Annotated in this window: 18 protein-coding genes; 11 read left to right on the top strand and 7 right to left on the bottom strand. The window is 74.7% G+C overall.

Features of this window, described 5'->3' with window-relative positions:
* Positions 1–48: 48 nt before the first annotated feature.
* The gene (locus tag K7396_RS27695) at positions 49–1,110 is read right to left on the bottom strand and encodes an aminotransferase class V-fold PLP-dependent enzyme (protein ID WP_086720341.1); all 1,062 of its coding nucleotides are present in this window, start codon (positions 1,108–1,110) and stop codon (positions 49–51) included.
* A 114-nt stretch (positions 1,111–1,224) separates the two neighbouring features.
* Positions 1,225–1,929: a DsbA family oxidoreductase gene (locus K7396_RS27690; RefSeq protein WP_152104960.1), complete on the bottom strand. Its 705-nt coding sequence runs from the start codon at positions 1,927–1,929 to the stop codon at positions 1,225–1,227.
* A 79-nt stretch (positions 1,930–2,008) separates the two neighbouring features.
* Here K7396_RS27690 and K7396_RS27685 point away from each other — a divergent pair, with 79 nt between their 5' ends.
* Positions 2,009–2,698 carry a class I SAM-dependent methyltransferase gene (locus tag K7396_RS27685; RefSeq protein ID WP_152104959.1) on the top strand — a complete coding sequence of 230 codons (690 nt, stop codon included), beginning with the start codon at positions 2,009–2,011 and terminating at the stop codon, positions 2,696–2,698.
* On the opposite strand, the gene K7396_RS27680 is transcribed toward K7396_RS27685, so the two are convergent.
* Positions 2,649–3,188 carry a GNAT family N-acetyltransferase gene (locus K7396_RS27680; RefSeq protein WP_152104958.1) on the bottom strand — a complete coding sequence of 180 codons (540 nt, stop codon included), beginning with the start codon at positions 3,186–3,188 and terminating at the stop codon, positions 2,649–2,651. The two genes, K7396_RS27685 and K7396_RS27680, sit on opposite strands and share 50 nt — an antisense overlap.
* A 5-nt stretch (positions 3,189–3,193) precedes the next feature.
* Entirely contained in the window at positions 3,194–4,735 is a 1,542-nt protein-coding gene (locus K7396_RS27675) for an aldehyde dehydrogenase (NADP(+)) (RefSeq protein ID WP_152104957.1), read from the bottom strand.
* Between the two features lie 137 nt (positions 4,736–4,872).
* Between K7396_RS27675 and K7396_RS27670 the strand changes: the two genes are divergently transcribed.
* The 7 genes from K7396_RS27670 (at position 4,873) to K7396_RS27640 (ending at position 11,697) form a co-directional block, all read left to right on the top strand.
* Entirely contained in the window at positions 4,873–5,643 is a 771-nt protein-coding gene (locus K7396_RS27670) for an IclR family transcriptional regulator (protein ID WP_086720439.1), read from the top strand.
* A 229-nt stretch (positions 5,644–5,872) separates the two neighbouring features.
* On the top strand, positions 5,873–7,117 hold the full coding sequence (locus tag K7396_RS27665; protein WP_086720441.1) for a sensor histidine kinase: 1,245 nt from the start codon (positions 5,873–5,875) through the stop codon (positions 7,115–7,117).
* A gap of 79 nt (positions 7,118–7,196) precedes the next feature.
* Positions 7,197–7,907 (top strand): response regulator transcription factor, encoded by a 711-nt coding sequence (locus tag K7396_RS27660; RefSeq protein ID WP_086720442.1) that lies wholly within the window; start codon positions 7,197–7,199, stop codon positions 7,905–7,907.
* Positions 7,908–8,072: 165 nt separating this feature from the next.
* Positions 8,073–8,882, top strand: a complete 810-nt coding sequence (locus K7396_RS27655; protein ID WP_152104956.1) for an NAD-dependent epimerase/dehydratase family protein — start codon at positions 8,073–8,075, stop codon at positions 8,880–8,882.
* A 141-nt stretch (positions 8,883–9,023) separates the two neighbouring features.
* Complete coding sequence (locus K7396_RS27650) at positions 9,024–9,296, top strand: GlsB/YeaQ/YmgE family stress response membrane protein (protein WP_086721970.1); 273 nt, start codon at positions 9,024–9,026, stop codon at positions 9,294–9,296.
* A 73-nt stretch (positions 9,297–9,369) separates the two neighbouring features.
* Positions 9,370–10,614: a TerD family protein gene (locus K7396_RS27645; RefSeq protein ID WP_152104991.1), complete on the top strand. Its 1,245-nt coding sequence runs from the start codon at positions 9,370–9,372 to the stop codon at positions 10,612–10,614.
* A gap of 207 nt (positions 10,615–10,821) precedes the next feature.
* Positions 10,822–11,697, top strand: a complete 876-nt coding sequence (locus K7396_RS27640; RefSeq protein WP_086717986.1) for a class I SAM-dependent methyltransferase — start codon at positions 10,822–10,824, stop codon at positions 11,695–11,697.
* A gap of 23 nt (positions 11,698–11,720) precedes the next feature.
* Here the strand turns inward: K7396_RS27640 and K7396_RS27635 are convergent, their stop codons facing one another.
* Positions 11,721–13,172 (bottom strand): alkaline phosphatase PhoX, encoded by a 1,452-nt coding sequence (locus tag K7396_RS27635; RefSeq protein ID WP_086717989.1) that lies wholly within the window; start codon positions 13,170–13,172, stop codon positions 11,721–11,723.
* Positions 13,173–13,341: 169 nt separating this feature from the next.
* Positions 13,342–14,859 carry a hypothetical protein gene (locus K7396_RS27630; protein WP_086717990.1) on the bottom strand — a complete coding sequence of 506 codons (1,518 nt, stop codon included), beginning with the start codon at positions 14,857–14,859 and terminating at the stop codon, positions 13,342–13,344.
* Positions 14,860–15,101: 242 nt separating this feature from the next.
* Here K7396_RS27630 and K7396_RS27625 point away from each other — a divergent pair, with 242 nt between their 5' ends.
* From K7396_RS27625 to dapA, 3 genes are all read left to right on the top strand, one after another.
* Positions 15,102–16,943 carry an endonuclease/exonuclease/phosphatase family protein gene (locus tag K7396_RS27625; protein WP_086717992.1) on the top strand — a complete coding sequence of 614 codons (1,842 nt, stop codon included), beginning with the start codon at positions 15,102–15,104 and terminating at the stop codon, positions 16,941–16,943.
* A gap of 123 nt (positions 16,944–17,066) precedes the next feature.
* On the top strand, positions 17,067–17,216 hold the full coding sequence (locus tag K7396_RS27620; protein ID WP_167392758.1) for a hypothetical protein: 150 nt from the start codon (positions 17,067–17,069) through the stop codon (positions 17,214–17,216).
* A 153-nt stretch (positions 17,217–17,369) separates the two neighbouring features.
* A complete protein-coding gene (gene dapA / locus K7396_RS27615; protein WP_086718031.1) occupies positions 17,370–18,329 on the top strand; it encodes a 4-hydroxy-tetrahydrodipicolinate synthase in 960 nt (319 codons plus the stop codon).
* On the opposite strand, the gene K7396_RS27610 is transcribed toward dapA, so the two are convergent.
* Positions 18,238–19,188: an EI24 domain-containing protein gene (locus K7396_RS27610; protein WP_223660220.1), complete on the bottom strand. Its 951-nt coding sequence runs from the start codon at positions 19,186–19,188 to the stop codon at positions 18,238–18,240. The genes dapA and K7396_RS27610 overlap by 92 nt on opposite strands.
* Between the last annotated feature and the right edge of the window lie 104 nt (positions 19,189–19,292).

The following is a 19,292-nucleotide window of genomic DNA, read 5'->3' as shown; positions in this document are numbered from 1 at the left end:
GCCCATTACATCAGCTTCCCCCGCTCCCACGCCCGCCCCGTCCTCCCCCTAGTCCAGCAGGCTCAGCAGCCGGTCCACGTCGTCGGTCGAGTTGTAGAGGTGGAAGGCCGCGCGCAGCAGTCCGCCGCGCACCGCGACCCGGACGCCCGCCGCGGCCAGCCGCTCCTCCGCGTCCGCGAGCCCGGGGGTGGAGACGATCGCCGAGCCGGGCGCGGGGCGGGGCGTCAGACCGCGCTCGGTCAGGCCCGCGCGGTAGTGGTCGGCGAGCGCGGTGTTGTGGGCGTGGACGGTGGACACGCCCAGCTCCGCCAGGAGGCCGAGGGAGTGCTCGGCGGCGACGTAGGAGTAGTGGGCGTGCGGTTCGTCGAAGCGCCGGGCGGTGGCGGCCGGCCGGATCGGCCCGTAGTTGGACGCGCCGATGTCCTCCCCCGCCACCCAGCCCGCGTGGAGCGCGGCCGGCCACTCCTCGCCCCGGCCGAGGTCCCCGCCGAACGCCATGAAGGTCGCCCCCTTCGGGCACAGCAGCCACTTGAAGGCGCCGGCGACGACGAAGTCGAAGTCCGCGGCGCGCAGCGGCAGCCAGCCGGCGGCCTGGGTGACGTCCAGGTAGGTGCGCGCCCCGTGGGTCCGGGCGGCGTCGCGGACCGCCGCCAGGTCGGCGATCCGGCCGTCCAGGGACTGCACGGCGCTGAGCGCGACCAGCGCGGTGCCGGGGCGCACCTCGTCGGCGAGCGCCTCCAGCGGCACGGTGCGCAGCTTGATCCCCGGGTGCGCGGCGAGCGGGTTGACCAGCGAGCTGAAGTCGCCCTCGGGGGCGAGTACTTCGGCGCCCGCCGGGAGCGAGGCCGCGACGAACGCGGACTGCACCGCGACCGAGCTGCCGAGGGCGACCCGGTCGGCGGGGACGTCCATCAGCCGGGCGAAGGCCGCCCGGGAGGCCGTGGCGGCGGCGAAGTAGTCGCGGCCCATGGTGCCGTAGGAAACGGACTCCTCCACGGCCGCGCGCAGGGCGGCGGCGCTGCGCCGGGGCAGGAGGCCGCACGAGGCGGAGTTCAGATAGGTCGTCTCGGGGGCGAACTCGTCCCCGCCGAGTGGCTCGATTCGCTGCATGCCCCCACTGTGCTCGGCGAAGTGCGCCGCGTCCATGGCGAATCCGCTTGGCCGGCCCGCAAGCGCTCCTTATCCGTGCAGGTCACAGGGGGGTGCGAGCGGGCCGGCCCGCGGTCACTTCCCGGGCACGGCGCAGCCGTCGTCGCCGCACACCGCGGCCTCGCCGCCGGCCGCGGGCGGCGCCGGGGCGTCCTCGTGCGCGCGCTCCAGCGCCTGCCGGAAGACCTCGGCGGGCTGGCCGCCGGAGATGCCGTAGCGGCGGTCGATGACGAAGAACGGGACGCCGGTGGCGCCCAGCTCCGCGGCCTCGCGCTCGTCGGCGCGCACCTCCCGGGCGTAGGCGCCGGGGTCGGCGAGCACCCGGTCGGTCTCCTCGGCGGGCAGCCCCGCGCCGACGGCGACCGCGCGGAGCACGGCGGGGTCGCCGAGCGTCCTGGCCTCGGCGAAGTTGGCACGGTAGAAGGCGTCGAGCACCGCGTCCCGCACCCCGTGCGCGGCCGCGGCGTGCAGCAGCCGGTGCAGGTCGAAGGTGTTGCCGTGGATCCGGTCGGAGCGGTAGCCGAGCCCCTCCCCGGCGGCCGCCTCGGCGACCCGGGCCTCCATCGCCTCGGCCTGCTCGCGGGTGACGCCGTACTTCGCGGCGAGCATGTCGAGCACCGGGACGTCGGTGGCGGCCGGTGCCTTCGGGTCCAGCTCGAAGGAGCGGTGCACCACCTCGACCCGGTCGCGGTGCGCGAAGGCGGCGAGCCCGGCCTCGAAGCGGGCCTTGCCGATGTAGCACCAGGGGCAGGCGATGTCGGACCAGATTTCGACGCGCATGAGCCGGCTTTCCTCGTCGTGGATGGGTCCCGGTGCAACCCCGGGGGACGGCGGGGTATTCCGTGGGTACCGTCCCCGCATGACCTCGTCACAGGGATTTCTCGGCTTCTGGGAGACGACCGGATCGGCCAAGACCTTCACCCATCCGCTCGATCCGGCCTTGCTGGACGTCTATGTGCCGCGCGGCGCGCGGGTGCTGGACTACGGGTGCGGTTACGGGCGGCTGACCGCCGAGCTGGCCGGGCTGGGGTACGGCGCGGTGCGCGGGGTGGACGTCTCGGCGGCGCTGATCGCGCGGGGGCGGCGCGAGCACCCCGGGCTGGAACTCCTGCACTGCGCCGGGTTCCCGCTGCCGTTCGGGGACGGTGCCTTCGACGCGGCGCTGCTGTTCGCGGTGCTCACCTGCGTTCCCGGGGACGCGGACCAGACGGCGATCGTCGCGGAGCTGGGGCGACTGGTGCGGCCCGGCGGGGTGGTGTACCTGAGCGACGTTCCGCTGCAGGACGATGCCCTCAACCGGGAGCGGTACGCGCGCTTCGCGGACCGCTACGGAACGTACGGGGTCTTCGAGACGCCGGACGGCGGGGTGTTCCGGCACCATCCGCCGGAGCGGCTGCGCGGGCTGCTCGGGGAGGCCGGCTTCGCGGTGCGCAAGGAGCGGGCGGGGGTGGTGGGCACGCTGGACGGGCGGACGGCGGAGCGGCTGCAGCTCATCGCCGTCAGGGAGCCGGCGGGGCCGGAGCCGTCGCCAGGTCCAGCGTCAGGGTGAGGTGGGTGGCGTCGGGGGCGGGGCGGCGGTCCGGGTCGGGGCGCCAGCCGAGGCCGGCGTAGAAGGCGCGGGCGCGGTGGTTGTGCCAGAGCACGTCGAGGCCGGCCCGGGTGAAGCCGTCCGTGTGCCAGGCCCGCAGGCAGGAGGCGTGCAGGGTGCGGCCGACGCCGGTCCCCCAGTGGCCGGGGTCGACCTGGAGCTGGTGGAGCGTGACGGCCGGCCGGCCCGCGCCGTCGCGCCGGCGATAGGCGGCCGCGCCGACGACCGTGCCGTGCCGTGCGGCGCACAGCACGGGGGTGTCGTCGGCCGCAAGGTCGCGCGACCAGGCGTCGTGCCGGCGGGTGTGTTCGGCCGGGGCGTCGAAGGGGACGCCGGGGAAGCGGGCGCGGTGCAGGGCGGCGTGGGCGCCGGTGTGCAGGGCGGCGATCGCCGCCAGGTCCGCGCGGGTCGCGGCACGGATCCGGAGGGCGGCGTCGGGGGCGGGGCGCACGGTGCCTACGCGCCCTCGGCGCGGTCGTCGACCCGGCGCGGCAGGCCGAGCGGGTTGTCCTCGCGCAGCTCGGGCGGCAGCAGCGCGGCGGGGGCGTCCTGGTAGGCGACGGGGCGCAGCCAGCGTTCGACGGCGGTGCCGCCGACGGAGGTGGACGTGGAGGTGGTGGCCGGGTAGGGGCCGCCGTGGTGCTGGGCGGGGGCGACCGCGACACCGGTCGGCCAGCCGTTGACGACCACCCGGCCGGCGAGCGGGGTGACCGCGGCCAGCAGCCGGGCGCCGGCACCTGCGTCGTCGGTGCCGGCGCTCTCCGCGTCGCCGAGCTGGAGGGTCGCGGAGAGGTTGCCGGGCAGCCGGGCGAGGACGGCGCCGATCTCGGCCTCGTCGGTGTAGCGGGCGACGACGGTGACCGGGCCGAAGCACTCCTCCAGCAGGAGGTCGTGCGGGCCTTCGGCGGCGAGGCGGGCGGCGGGGACGGCGAGGAATCCGGCGCTGACGGTGTGCGGGCCGCCCGCACCGGGGGTCACCGGCGCCTCGACGTCGGGAAGGGCGGCGCGGGAGCGCACCCCGTCGAGGAACGCCTCCCGCATCCGGTGGTCGAGCAGCACTCCGGCCTCGGTGTCGCTCACGGCGGCGGTCAGCGAGGTCAGCAGCCGGTCGCCGGCCGCTCCCGCGGGCGCCAGGACCAGGCCCGGCTTGACGCAGAACTGTCCGGCGCCGAGCGTCATCGCGCCGGCCAGCCCGGCGCCGATCTGCTCGGCGCGTTCCCGGGCCGCGGCCTCGGTGACCACGACGGGGTTGAGGCTGCCCAGTTCGCCGTGGAAGGGGATGGGGTGCGGGCGGGCCGCGGCGGCGTCGTACAGCGCGCGGCCGCCGCGCACCGAGCCGGTGAACCCGGCCGCGGTGATCAGCGGGTGGCGCACCAGGTCGATACCGGCCTGGAAGCCGTGCACCAGGTGCAGCACACCCTCCGGCAGCCCGGCCTCGGCGGCGGCCCGGCGCAGCAGCGCGGCGCACAGCTCGGAGGTGGCCGGGTGGTCCGGGTGCGCCTTGACGACGACGGGGCAGCCGGCCGCCAGCGCGCTGGCGGTGTCGCCGCCGGGGACCGAGAAGGCGAGCGGGAAGTTGCTGGCGGCGTAGACGGCGACGGCGCCCAGCGGGATCTTGTAGCGGCGCAGGTCGGGCCGGGGCGGGGTGAGGCCGGGGTCGGCGTGGTCGATCCGTACGTCGAGGAAGGAGCCCTCCGCCACCTGGTCCGCGAAGGCCCGCAACTGGTAGGTGGTGCGGGCGAGTTCGCCGGTGAGCCGGCCGGGGCCGAGGGCGGTCTCGGCGTCGGCGGCCTCGATGACCGCGTCGCCCGCCTCGTCGAGCAGGTCGGCGGCGCGGCGCAGCAGGGCGGCGCGCGGGGCACGGTCGGCGAGCGCTCCGCGGGCGGCGTGGGCCGCGCGGACCACGGAGTCCACCTCGCCGGCTGTGGCCTCCACCGCAACCTGCTCCCGCTGCTTTCCGGTTCGGGGGTCGACACTCCAGACTGGTGCTGCTGTCACCGTGCATTCCTCCCGGGCGATGCCTGCCGAGTCTTTCCGCATCCTGCCGCATTGCGGAGCGTTCGATATGCTGAACGCTGTCCCAGATGGTGAACAACTGGGACTCTATGGCTGTCGGAACAGGGGGGTCAAGGGCGATGCCAGCTGCCGAGACCGGTGGATCCCAGGTCAAATCCGCCGTGCGGACGGTCGAGTTGCTCGAGTACTTCGCGGGCCGCCCCGGCATGCACAGCCTGGCGTCCGTCCAGGAGGCCGTCGGCTACCCGAAGTCCAGCCTCTACATGCTGCTGCGCACCCTGGTCGACCTGGGCTGGGTGGAGACCGACGCCACCGGCACCCGCTACGGCATCGGCGTGCGCGCGCTGCTGGTCGGCACGTCCTACATCGACGGCGACGAGGTGGTCGCCGCGGCCCGGCCGACGCTGGACCGGCTCTCCGACGACACCACCGAGACCATCCACCTCGCCCGCCTGGACGGCACCAACGTCGTCTACCTCGCCACCCGCCAGTCGCAGCACTACCTGCGCCCCTTCACCCGCGTCGGCCGGCGGCTGCCCGCCCACTCGACCTCGCTGGGCAAGGCGCTGCTCGCCACGTACACCGACGACCAGGTGCGGGCGCTGCTGCCGCCGGCCCTCGCGCAGCTGACCGAGCACACCCTCACCGACCGCGAGCAGCTGATCGAGGAGCTGCACGCGGTGCGCGAGCAGGGCTATGCGGTCGACCGCGAGGAGAACACCCTGGGCCTGCGCTGTTTCGGCGTCGCGATCCCGTATCGCACCCCGGCCAGGGACGCGATCAGCTGCTCGGTGCCGGTGGCCCGGCTGACCCCGGCGCACGAGCAGCTGATCAAGGACACCCTGTTCGACGCCCGCGACCGGCTGGCGCTGGCCACCCGGCGGCTGTGACGCCCCGGCCTTCGCCTCCCCCGTACGGCGGAGGCGGATCGCCGCCGGGGACGACGCGCACCGGGACGGCCTCCGGAAGGCTGGGCGCCATGAACCCCCGCACCGGCCGCCCCGCACGGGCATCGCAGCCGTCAGCGCCCGACCGTCCCCAGGCCGCCCCACGCGAGGCGGTCCGGTGCGGCTGACCGGCAGGCGCTGGGTCCATCTGGTGCTGGGCGGCGCGCTGTTGATGCCGTTCTTCCTACTGGTCGCGGTGGTGATCCCACTCGTGGTGGACGGCGCCGATCCGCTGCGCGACGTGCGCTGGCAGTTCGTCGCGTTCGGCTGCGCCCTGCCGCCGGCCGCCCTCGCCGGGCTGCTCTTCCCGCTGGTGCGGCCACTGGAGGTGGCCGCCGTACGCGCGCTGTGCGCGGTGCCCGCCGAGCTGCTGGCCGAGGGGCCGGCGCTCTCGTGGGCGGCCCGGCGGCGCACGGCACTGTGGTTCACGGCGCATCTGCTGGCGGGTGGCGTCGTCAGCGGTATGACGCTGTCCGCGCCGCCGGCCGCGGTCGTGCTCCTGATGCTGCCGTTCGCCGATCCGCTGCGGCACACCGCGCTGGGCCGGCCCGAACTGCCCGGCGTACTGGGGCCGCTCGCGGGGCTGGCGCTGCTGGCCCTGACGACCGGCACCGCCTGGGGGGCAGGCGCGCTGCTGGGGCGCCTGGCGCCGGTGCTGCTGGGGCCGACGCCCGCCGACCGGCTGGCCGCCGCCGAACGCCGGGCCGCCGATCTGGCGACCCGCAACCGGCTGGCCCGCGAGCTGCACGACGCCGTCGGGCACGCGCTGAGCGCGGTCACCCTCCAGGCGGGCGCGGCCCGCCGGGTGCTGGACGCCGACCCGGAATTCGCCCGCCGGGCGCTGGCCGCCATCGAGGAGACCACCCGCGAGGCGGTCGCCGAACTGGACACCGTACTGGGCCTGTTGCGCGCGGAGGACGGCACCGATCCGGCCGCGCCCGCACCCGCTCTGGACGCCCTTCCGGCGCTGCTCGGCCGGACCCGGGCGGCGGGCGTGGCGGTCGAGGCGACGGTCGAGGGGCGGTGCGCCGGCCTGGCGCCGGTGGTCTCGCGGGCGGCCTACCGGATCGTGCAGGAGGGCCTCGGCAACGCGCTGCGGCACGCCGGACCGGTACCGGTCCGGCTTCATCTGCGGTCACATGAAGGGGAGTTGACGATCCTGATGGAGAATCCGGTGGCCGGGCCAGGGGCCGCCCGCCCCGCTGCGGCGGCCCGTCCGGGCGGCGGCCACGGGCTGCGGGGGATCGCCGACCGGGCCCGCCTGCTGGGCGGCGAGGCCACGGCAGCGGCCCGGGACGGGGTGTGGCGACTGGCGGTCCGGCTGCCGTCGGCGGGGGCAGGGCCGAGGACGGGGACGGGGACGGGGCCAGGGCCAGGGCCAGGGCCGACGACAAGGACCGGGACAGGAACGGGGTGAGCGGCGCATGACCACGCCGGGAGACATGACCATGCCGGGAGACATGACCATGCCGGGAGACATGACCATGCCGGGGGACATGACCACGCGGCAGGAGCACGGCCACGAGGCGCCCGGCGGGGACGGCCCTCGCCCGCTGCGCCTCGTCCTCGCCGACGACGAGCGGATGGTGCGGACGGCGCTGCGCGCGATCCTGGGCGCCGAGCCGGACATGGAGGTCGTCGGCGAGGCGTCGACCGGCGCGGAGGCGGTGCCGCTGATCCGTGCGCTGCGCCCCGACGTCGTGCTGATGGACGTGCGGATGCCGGAGATCGACGGCATCCGGGCGACCGAGCAGGTACTCGCCGGGATGCCGGAGCCGCCGCGCGTCATCGTGGTGACCACCTTCGAGAACGATGCCCACGTCTACGACGCGCTGCGGGCCGGCGCCAGCGGGTTCCTGCTCAAGCGGTCCGGCGCGGAGGACCTGGTGCAGGCCGTACGGCTGGTGGCGCGCAGCGACTCGCTGCTGTTCCCCGCCGCGGTCCGCCGGCTGGCCGCCCGGCACGCCGGGGAGCGGGCCGCGGCCGACGCGGCGGCGGCGCTGCGGGCCCGGCTGTCCGGGCGGGAGCGGGCGGTGCTGCGGCTGATGACGGCCGGGCTGACGAACGCCGAGATCGCGGACCGGCTGGAGGTGGGCGCGGCCACGGTCAAGACGCACGTGGCGGGGGTACTGGCCAAGCTCGGGGTGCGGGACCGGACCCAGGCGGTGATCGCCGCGTACGAGTGCGGGTTCGTCCGGCCGGGGTGAGGCCGGCCAGGGGTGCGCGACTCCCGCGCCGCAAGCGGATTCACCGAGCCCGTCAAGCGCCTTGACCGGCCGAAACCCCGCTTCCTAGCGTGTCCGCACATCTGAATGCCGACGGGCAGTCAGCCCTGGCGTTTCCCTGGAGTTCAGCCGGAGGAGTACCCGCCCATGACCGCACCCCGCACCGTCCTGCTCACCGGCGCCGCCGGCGGGCTCGGCACCCTGATGCGCGAGCTGCTGCCCCCCTACGGGTACCGGCTGCGGCTCTTCGACCGGCGCCCTGTCGAGGGCGAACCGGACGCGATCACCGCCGAATTGGCCGACACCCGGGCGCTGCGCGAGGCGGTGCGCGGGGTCGACGCGGTGATCCATCTCGCCGGCATCTCCCTGGAGGCCGGGTTCGAGGAGATCGTGCGCGCCAACATCGAGGGCGTGCACCACCTGTACGAGGCGGCGCGGGAGGCGGGCGTGCGCCGTGTCGTCTTCGCCTCCTCCAACCACGCCGTCGGCTTCACCCCGCGCCCCGCGGACGGCTCCGGCGCCATACCCGTCGGCGCGCCCCGCCGCCCCGACACCTACTACGGGCTGTCCAAGGGCTTCGGCGAGGACCTGGCCTCGCTCTACTGGGACCGGCACGGCATCGAGACCGTGTCGGTCCGCATCGGCTCCTGCCTCCCCGAGCCGGCCTCGGTGCGGATGCTGTCGATCTGGCTGAGCCCGGCCGACTGCGCCCGGCTGCTGCACGCCGCGCTCACCGCACCCGATGTGGGCCACACCGTCGTCTACGGCTCCTCCGCCAACACCCGCCTGTGGTGGGACCTGTCGAGCGCCCGCGCTCTGGGGTACGACCCGCAGGACGACTCCGAGCCGTACGCGGAAGCGCTGCTCGCCGCCCAGGGCGCACTGGACCCCGCGAACCCCGGCCACGCCCACCTCGGCGGCACCTTCTGCACCGACCCGCCGCGGTGGCAGCACTGATCCGGCCGCCTCGACGGCAGCGCCGACCCGCCGCCCGGCCCGGGAGGGGAACGTGGCCCCTGCCACCCCGCGGAACCCCCGCCGCCCGCCCGGCGTCCTGGTCTGTGTACCCACCCGTCGCGCAGGAACGAGGAACGCATCATGGGCATCGTCAGCTGGCTCGTACTCGGGCTGATCGCGGGCATCATCGCGAAGGTCCTGCTGCCGGGACGGGACCCGGGCGGCATCGTCGGCACGACCCTCATCGGCATCGTGGGGTCCTTCATCGGCGGCTGGCTCTCCACGAAGTTCCTGCACCGCCCGATCCCCAAGGACTTCGGCGAACCGTCCATGTGGATCGCCTCGATCGCCGGAGCGCTGGTCCTGCTGATCGCCTACCGGCTGCTCTTCGGCAACTCCCGCGAACGCCGGTGACCGGTCCGGGAGGGCGGCGCGCAGGTAATGGAACCGCAAAGGCGGGCCGATCGTTGAGCCCGGCATGACCGCTATGACTCCTGGCTCGAACCTCCCGCTCAACGCCGTGCGGGTGGCGGTGGACGTCACCGCCCCCGTGCGGCTGGACGTGTCGGGCCTGCTGCTCGCCGCCAACGGCAAGGTGCGCTCCGACGACGACTTCGTGTTCTACAACCAGCCCAGCGGACCTGGCGTGACGCACTCCGCCGCGGCCGGCGGCGGCGACACCATCACGGTGGACACCGCCGCCGTCCCCGAGGGCATCGAGAAGATCGTGGTCACCGCGAGCCCGGACGCCCCCGGCGCGACCTTCGCCGGCACCGAGCCGACCGGCACGGTCCGCAACGCCGACGACGGCAGCGTCATCGCCTCCTTCACCCCGCCGCGGCTGGGGTCCGAGACCGCGCTGGTGGTCGTCGAGATCTACCGCCGCGGCGGCGTCTGGAAGGTCCGGGCCGTCGGCCAGGGCTACGCCAACGGGCTGGCGGGGATCGCCACCGACTTCGGTGTCACCGTGGAGGAACCGGCCGCGCCCGCCGCCCCGCAGGCACCCCCGGCTCCCCCGGCACCGCCCGTCGCCCCGGCCCCCGCGGCCCAGTGGGGACCGCCCGCGGGCACCCCGGCCCCGGCCGCCCCGCCGCCGGCCGCCGCTCCCCCGGCCCCGGCCGCCGATCCGGCGGCGGCGCCCGCACCCGGCTCCGGCAAGATCAACCTCGACAAGGGCCGCGTCAGCCTCCAGAAGAACCAGACCGTGTCGCTGGTCAAGGGCGGTAGGCCGCTGCTCACCTCGGTCACGATGGGCCTCGGCTGGGAGCCCGCCTTCCGCGGCAAGAGCATCGACCTGGACGCCTCGGTCATCGCCTACGGCCCGGACCGCAAGAAGATCGACAACTGCTTCTTCGGCAAGCTGATGATCCTGGGCGGCGCGATCCAGCACTCCGGCGACAACCTCACCGGCGAGGGCGCCGGCGACGACGAGGCGATCACCGTCCACCTCGGCGGGGTGCCGCCGGAGGTGACCGGCCTGGTCTTCGTCGTGAACTCCTTCTCCGGCCAGAAGTTCTCCGACGTCGCCAAGGCGTACTGCCGCCTGGTGGACGCCCAGAGCGGCGCGGAGCTGGTCCGCTTCGACCTCACCCACGCCGAGCCCCGTACCGGCGTGATGATGGCGAAGCTGATCCGGCAGTTCTCCGGCGAGTGGGAGATGACCGCGATGGGCGAGTTCGTCGACGCCCGTACGGTGCGCGGCATGGTCAAGCCCGCCGCGCAGGCCCTCTGAACCGCTGACCCCGGCGTCCCCGGCGGCCTCCGGGCGCGCCGGGGCGGCGGGAGCGTCGCGGGGCGCCCTGGTGCGGGAGCGGCCCAGGGCCGAAGATTGTGGCGTCCGTGCCCGCCCCTGGCGGCGTTCGCGCCCTCCGGCGCACCGCCGCCCGGCCCCCGTCCGCCCGCCCCGGCGCGTCCCCACGGCACACACGAGGAGCGTTCGATGACGCAGCATCCGCCGCCGGCCCAGCCCGCCGGTCCCCCGGACGGCCCAGCGGGCCCGGACCTTCCCGACCGGGTCGCGCGGGTCTACGGCGAGCTCGACCTCAGCACGGTCCCCGCCTTCGCCGGCGGCTTCATCAACTTCGGCTACTGGACGGGCCTGCCGGGACCCGCCGGCCGCCCGCTGACCGAGGACGACCGGGTGCGCAGCGAGCAGGACCTCTACCGTCTGGTGCTCGGCGCCTTCGACCGGCCGCGGGGCCGCACCGCCCTGGAGGTGGGCTGCGGGCGCGGGCTGGGCTCCGCGCTGGCGCTGCGGGAGTTCGGCCTGGGCACCGTCATCGGCATGGACGCGCACCCCGACCAGATCGCCCGTGCCCGGGAGGCGAACGCGGCGCTGCTGGCCCCCCGAGCGGGCTCCCCCGGGCGGCTGGAGTTCCTGCGGGGCGCGGCCGAGCGCATCCCGCTCCCCGACGACCGCGTCGACTGCCTCTTCTCCGTCGAGGCGGCACAGCACTTCCGCGATCTGCCCGGTTTCGCGCGGGAGGCGGCGCGGGTCCTGCGTCCGGGCGGCCGGCTGGCCCTGACGACGTTCTTCGCCCGTACCCCGGAGGCCGCCCGCGCGCTGCCCGCCCTGCTGCCCCCGTTCGCCGACGGCCTGGACGTCCCGCACGTGATCGACGAGGCCGCCGCGGCGCTGCGGGCGGCGGGCCTGCGCGAGGTCCGGGTGCGGTCCGTCGGCGACGGCGTCTGGGAGTGCTACGACCGCTACATGGCCCAGCAGCCCGCCCTCCGCGACGAGTGGCCGCGCCGCTATCTGACGGCGTACGAGACCGGGCTGCTGGACTACTACCTGCTCACGGCCGGGGCGGGCTGACAGACCCGCGGGCCGCGGCGGTGCTACCGCTGACGACGGTGCCGCTTCCAGGGGCCGGTGATGGCCAGCATGATGCCGGGCTCCTGGATGTTGGCGAACAGCGTGCGCCCGTCCGGGGAGAACACCGGCCCGGTGAACTCGCTGAACTCCGGCTTGTCCGCGGTGCCGATGTTGAGCTCGTTGCGGGCGATCGGGTAGGTGCGGCCGTCGTCGGTGGCCCCGAAGAGGTGCTGTACGCCCTCGCCGTCCTCGGCGATGACCAGCCCGCCGTAGGGCGAGACGGTGATGTTGTCGGGGCCGTCCAGGGCGCCGTCCTTCGACGGTTCCTTGTTGACGCCCAGCAGCACCTTCAGCGTCAGGGTCCGCCGCCGCGGGTCGTAGAACCAGACCTGGCCGTCGTGCTGGACCGGGCTCTCGTCCCGGGCGTACGACGACACCACGTACGCGCCGCCGTCAGCCCACCACAGGCCCTCCAGCTTGCGGGCGCGGGTGACCTGACCGGCCGTGAACTGCTTGCGCACCGAGACCTTGCGGGCGTCACGGTCGGGGACCTCGACCCAGTCGACGCCGTAGACGGTGCCGGCCTTGGTGGCGCGCGAGAGGTCGTCGACGAACCGGCCGCCGGAGTCGAAGCACTTGAATGCCTCCAGCACGCCCGCGTCGTCGGCGAGGGTGCGCAGCGCTCCGCGGCCGTGGCGGAAGCCGTGCGGCGGGGTCCAGCGGTAGAACAGGCCGTTGGGGCCGGCGGCGTCCTCGGTCAGGTAGAGGTGGCCGCGCCGGGGGTCGACGACGACGGCCTCGTGGGCGTAGCGGCCCAGCGCCTTGACGGGCCGGGGGTCGCGGCCGGCCTTCACGTCGTGCGGGTCGACCTCGAAGGCGTAGCCGTGGTCCTTGGTCATGCCGTGCTCGCCGGCCTTGTCCTCGCTCTCCTCGCAGGTGAGCCAGGTGCCCCACGGGGTGGTTCCGCCCGCGCAGTTGGTGGAGGTACCGGCGATCCCCACCCACTCGCCGACCGGCGTACCGTCCTTGGCGACCTCGACGACGGTGCAGCCGCCGGACGCCGCGGGGTCGTAGACCAACCCCTCGGCCAGCGGCACCGGGTGCGGCCAGTCGGCGCGCGGGCCCTTCAGCTCGTGGTTGTTGACCAGGAGGGTGCTGCCGCGGTGGCCCGGGAAGGTGCCGGTGCCGTCGTGGTTGGAGGGCGTGGACTCACCGCTGTCGAGCTTGGTGACGCCGGTGCGGGTGATGATCCGGTACGAGAACCCGGCGGGCAGCGCCAGGATGCCCTCCGGGTCCGGGACCAGCGGGCCGTAGCCGGCGGCGTGACCGTCCGCCGCGTCGCCCTGCGCGGAGTCCGGCAGCTCCTCGCCGATGGCCCCGGGCGCGGTGGCCAGCACCCCGACGCTGCCGGCCAGCGTGACCCCCGCGCCGGCGAGGGCGGAACGCTTGGCGAAGTCTCTGCGGGTGAGCGGCATTCTCATCTCCTGGATGGCCGGTGTCTTCCCCTGTGCCTGCGCCGCACACGCTCTCGTGCGTCGCCGAACTCCAGTTGAACGCCGCGCGACATCCAGGAAGCAGTTGGGGCCGGTCCGCCGGACCGGCCCCGGGGGCGGTGATCCGCCCCGGCCGTGTCCGGTGTCCGCGTCAGCCGGACTGCCGCGAGCGCGCCTTGAACGCGGCCTTGCGGGCCTCCTTGGCGGCCTTCTTGTCCGGGTGCAGCCGGCCCATGGCCTCCAGGACGTCGGCGGTGGCCGGGTGGTCCACCCGCCAGGCGGTGTCGAAGAACCCGCTGTGCTGCTCGGTCAGGCCCTGCACCAGGTCGCGCAGCTCGTCCGCGGCGTCCTCGTCGGCGCTCTCCAGCTGCGCCGCGATGGTGTCCACCGTCAGCCAGAAGATCATCTCCTGGGAGGGCTCGGGGATACCGGGCAGCGCGCGCTCGGCGAGCCAGACCCGGGCCAGGCCGCCGAGCTGCCGGTCGTCGAGCACCTCGCGCAGCGCGTCCTCGGCGTCCGGCGAGACCAGCGAGAGGGTCTGCTGGGCGGCCAGCCGGCGCCGCGGGGCGCGGTCGTCGTCGCCGCGGGCGGCGGTGAGCAGGTCCCGGGCGGCGTCCAGGGGCGTACGGGCGGCGAGCCACTGCTCGGACTCGGCCTGGGCGAGCGCCTCGGGGTAGTCGGGCAGCGCGTCCAGGAGGACGTCGGCGCCCTTGTCGGCGAGGTCGCCGACGGCCGGGGCGTGCACCCCCGCGTCCAGCATCCGGGCGCGCACCCCGTAGACGCCGAGCGGGGTCAGGCGCACCAGGCCGTAGCGGGAGACGTCCTCGTCCGACAGCGGCTCGGCGCCGGAGCCGTCCGAGGAGGCCGCCGGGCTCAGGACCGTCTCGCCGTCCTCGTCCAGCTCCTCGATGAGCGCCTCGTCGACGGGCCGGTAGGCGACCAGGCCGATCGGCTCCAGCACCCGGAACTGGTCGTCCAGGCGCATCATCGCCTCGGAGACCTCTTCGAGGACGTCGTCGGTGGGCTCGTCCATGTCGTCCGGGACGATCATGGAGGCGGCCAGCGCGGGCAGCGGGACGTCCTGGCCGGGGTGCTCGTTCAGGGCCGTGAGCAGGTAGAGGTTGCCGAGGATGCCGTCGAGCAGCTCGGCCTCCTCCTCCGGGTTCCAGTCGATGGCGTCCAGGTCGAGTTCGCCGCCCTCGGTGAGCTGGTCGGCGAGGTCGGCGAGGTCGGGGGCGGCCGCGTCGGCGAGCACCGTCTCCATGCCGCCGAGCCAGATGTCGAGGATGTCCTGGGGGCTGCCGGAGGTGAGCAGGCCGAGTTCCTCGCCGGGGGTGGCGGTGCCGGCGGCGGCGTCGTCGGGGAGGTCCTCGCCGTCCTCGCTGTCCGCGGTCTCCTCGATCTCCACGAGTCCGGTGTCCACGGCCAGCTGCCAGGCCTCGGCGGTGCAGGCGGCGCCGTCCTCGTCGCCGGCCAGGCCGAGGAGCTCGGTGGCGGCGGCCAGCGGCTCGTCGAGGATCTGGCCGCCGACGCCGACCGGGACGCCCCGTTCGGCCCAGCGGGCCAGCTTCGCGGCGCGGGCCAGCAGCGGGGTGCTCAGCGCGTCCCTGGCCAGTTCCGCTTCGGAGTGCAGCCGCACCGGCGGCAGGGTGGGGCGGTCTGCGGACATCGGGTGTTCAGCTCCTCGGACGGACTACGGCTGGGGGTACTCCCAGCGGTGCCGGGAGCGCCGACCAAGCGTAGACGGAATTCGCCGTAACTCGGACGGTTCACCCACGCGTCCCCTCCCGGTCATCGGGAGAAAGCTTGACAACTCCCCTCCGTGCGCAAGAGATTGACGCGCGTAGCGTGCTGGTTACCGACCCGTAGGCACGCTGCGCCGACCACCCCCCATCACCCTCGGAGGCATGCATGCCGTCCCGTCGTTCGCTCCGCACACCGGTCGCCGTCAGCGCGGTGGCCTGTGCCGCCCTGGCCGGCGGACTGCTCACCGCCACCCAGTCCGCCTCGGCGGCGGGTGCGCGCATCCACGACATCCAGGGCAGCACCCGGATATCCCCGCTGGCCGGACAGCAGGTCAGCGAGGTGCCCGGTACGGTCACCGCGATCCGTTCGTTCGGCTCGGCGCGCGGTTTCTGGGTGCAGGACCCGCACCCGGACCGCAACCCGGCCACCAGCGAGGCGGTCTTCGTCTACACCGGGAAGGAGACTCCGAAGGTCGCCGTCGGCGACGCGATCACCTTCTCCGGCACGGTCAGCGAGTACTACCCGGGCGGCAAGGACGCCGGCCTGCAGTCCGTCACCGAGATCACCGACGCCACCTGGAAGGTGGCGTCCTCCGGCGCGCCGCTGCCGGCCGCCTTCAAGCTCAACCCGGCCTCGGTGCCGAATCGTTACGCCCCCACCGCGGGCGACGGCAAGAGCATCGAGTCGCTGAAGCTGCGCCCCGGCTCGTACGCCCTGGACCGCTACGAGTCCCTGGAGGGCATGCGCGTCGCGGTCGCCGACGCCCCGGTCGTCGGCGCGACCAACACCCACCACGAGCTGTGGACGACCGCCGAGCCCCGCCACCACCGCACGGCCCGCGGCGGCACCCTCTACCGCTCGTACGCGGACCCCAACGGCGGCCGCATCAAGCTGGCGTCGCTGATCCCGTTCGCCGAGCAGCCGTTCCCGGTGGCCGACGTCGGCCAGAAGCTGACCGGCACCACCGCGGGCCCGCTGGACTACGACAACTTCGGCGGCTACACCCTGCAGGCCACCGAACTGGGCAAGGTCGCCGGCACGAGCCCGGAGCCGGAGACCACCCGCAAGCAGAAGTCCGACGAGCTGGCGGTCGCCACGTACAACGTCGAGAACCTCTCCCCCACCACCCCGCAGGCCAAGTTCGACCGGCTGGCGAAGGCGCTGGTGCACAACCTGTCCTCGCCCGACGTCGTCGCGCTGGAGGAGGTCCAGGACGACAGCGGCGCCAAGGACAACGGGGTGGTCACCGCCGGGGAGACGCTCAAGAAGCTGACCGACGCCATCAAGGCGGCCGGCGGCCCGGCGTACGAGTGGCGGCAGATCGACCCGGTCAACGACAAGGACGGCGGCCAGCCCGGCGGCAACATCCGCACGGCGTTCCTGTTCAACCCCGACCGGGCGTCCTTCACGGACGTCAAGGGCGGCGACGCCACCACCCCCGTGAAGGTGGTCGACGACCACGGCAAGGCGACGCTGTCCGCGTCCCCGGGCCGGATCGCGCCCGCCGACGAGGCGTGGAAGGACAGCCGCAAGCCCCTCGTCGGGCAGTTCTCGGCCAAGAGCCGCCCCGGCAGCCGGGTGTTCGTGATCGCCAACCACTTCAACTCCAAGGGCGGCGACCAGAGCCTGGACAGCCGCTTCCAGCCCCCGGCCCGCAGCTCCGAGACCCAGCGCACCGCCCAGGCCCGGCTGGTCAACAGCTTCGTCAAGGACCTGCTGGCCAAGGACCCGAAGGCCGGCGTGGTGGTGGCCGGCGACCTCAACGACTACGAGTTCTCACCGGCGCTGAAGGACCTCACCGCCGGCGGCGTGCTCACCGACCAGGTCCGCCGGCTGCCCGCGGCGGAGCGCTACGGCTATGTCTACAACGGCAATTCGCAGGTGCTGGACCACATGCTCACCACCCGTCCGCTGACCCGGTCCGACTACGACATCGTGCACATCAACGCCGAGTACGCGGACCAGGCCAGCGACCACGACCCGCAGGTCCTGCGCATCAAGCCGTGACCGAGGAACATCACCCCGCGTGACCCTCCTGTCACCCGCCTGGCCCACGCCGGGGGGCCGACTGCCGCGGGGGGTGCGGTACTGGGCATGTAAGAACCATTCGGCGAGACATAGGGAGTCATCATGCCGAAGTCCCAGAACCGTAAGTCGGGCAACAAGGACCGTGCCGCCGAGCGGCGCACCGACCAGCGGAAGCCGAAGTCGTCGGAGGAGTCCGCAACCGAGCGGACCCAGGACCTGAAGCGTTCGCGGAATGGCCTGACTGGCGCGTGATGGGCCTGTGATGCCCGAGCGGCCGTCGCACCGTAAGGCGCGGCGGCCGCTTCCGCGTTCCGGCCCCGCACGGAGCGCTGTCCGAGGAACCAGCCGGCACCACCACGTTGGACGTGACATATGAGGCACCCCCAGACTCCCGGCGGGGAGACCATGCCCGCCCCCCTCGTACCCCCGGTCGCGGCCTCGCCCTTCGGCCGTACCGCGACCGCCATGATCACCCCGTTCACCGACGACGGGGCGCTCGACACCGACGGCGCGCAGCGGCTCGCCACCCACCTCGTCGACGAGGGCGGCTGCGACGCACTGGTGCTGAGCGGCACCACCGGGGAGGCCCCGACGACCTCGGACGCCGAGAAGGAGGCCCTGCTGCGGGCCGTGGTCGAGGCCGTCGGCGACCGGGCACGGATCATCGCCGGGGTCGGCACCAGCGACACCCGGCACTCCGTCGCCCTCGCCCGCGGCGCCGAACGGGCGGGCGCACACGGCCTGTTGGTGGTCACGCCCTACTACTCACGGCCCACCCAGGAGGCCGTCGCCCATCACCTGCGGACGGTCGCGGACGTCACCGGGCTGCCGGTGATGCTCTACGACATCCCGGGCCGCACCGGCGTCGCGCTGGCCTGGGACACCCTTCTGCGGCTGGCCGCCCATCCGCGGATCGCGGCCGTCAAGGACTGCGGCTACGACCTGCTGAAGTCGGCGAAGGTCCTGGCCTCGACGGACCTGGCCTACTACGCGGGCTGCGACGAGCAGATCCTGCCGCTGCGCGCGCTCGGCGGCGCCGGCTGTGTGAGCACCGCCGCCAACGCCGCGCCGCGGGCGGTGCGCGCCGTCCTGGACGCCTTCGACGCCGGCGACACGGCCGGGGCGGCCCGCCGTCAGCTCGCGCTGGTCCCGCTCGTCGAGCAGCTGACCGGCGGCCAGGCCCCCGGCACGGTCACCGCGAAGGCACTGCTCAACCACCTCGGCCTGCCCGCCGGACCGGTCCGCGGCCCGCTGCTGGCGGCGGACGCCGACCTCACCAGCCGGCTGGTGGACGCGCTGCGGACGACCCTGGACCGGACTGCGGATACGGATACCCCTGCGGTGCCTGCGGCTGTCCCTGGTTAGCGGGGAACCCCGCGGGGGCCGGCCCGAAGCCGCCCGGCGCGCCCGGCTGCCCGTACGGGGCGCCGGCGGCCGGTCCCCGCGCGGCCGCGCCCTCGCCCCGCTCCGGCGCGGGCGGCTCCTCCTCGTCCGCCATCAGGTCCCGCACCAGCAGCGTCGCGCCGGCCACCGCGCCCGGCATCAGCACGACCGCGACGAACGGGATCAGGAACAGCAGCACGACCGGGGTACCGAAGCCGACCGCGAGCCCCTTGCGGCCCCGCAGCAGCCGCAGCCGCTCCCGCACCGGAACGTCCCGGCGCTGCATGGCCACCGAGGTCAGCTCGACGGCGAGGAAGAAACCGGAGACGCAGAAGCCGATGGCCGGGATCACGGTCTGCCCGACGAAGGGCACGAACCCGAGGACGAACAGCAGGATCCCGAATCCGGCGGCCCGCAGCAGCACATGGACGCTGTCCCGCAGGGCGATCCAGATCTCCTGCCACAGCGGCCGGTCCGGGGACGGCGGGCAGTGGCCCTCGGACTCCTCCACCTTCTCCGACAGCGACTCGTAGAAGGGGTCGCCGATCAGCAGCGTGACCGCGGTGAACGTCAGCACCGACAGCGTCAGCCCGCCGGCGATCAACAGCGCCACGAACACCCCGCGCAGCAGCCCCTGCCAGGGCGTGCCCCAGCCGTCGGCGAACGGCGTCGCCCAGGCCGCGATGTCGCCGGACCAGAGGGCGAGCACGGTCAGCACCGCCGCGTACAGCACCAGGGCGATCAGCGCCGGGATCAGCCCGAAGCCCCACCACCGGCCGTGCTGGGCGACCCAGCGCTGCCCCTTGCCCAGATACCGCATCCCCGCTACAAGATCACGCATGACACACAGCCTATCCGCGTCCGGGCGGCGCGGGGAGCGGGGCGGCGGGGGCGGAAGCCGAACGGCCCGGCGGATCTCCCGCCGGGCCGCTGACGCCGCCGTGC

It is taken from the genome of Streptomyces angustmyceticus, from assembly GCF_019933235.1.
Lineage (GTDB): Bacteria > Actinomycetota > Actinomycetes > Streptomycetales > Streptomycetaceae > Streptomyces > Streptomyces angustmyceticus.
The sequence above is the reverse complement of the archived record's forward strand: the minus strand, read 5'-3'. Positions and strand labels throughout refer to the sequence as shown.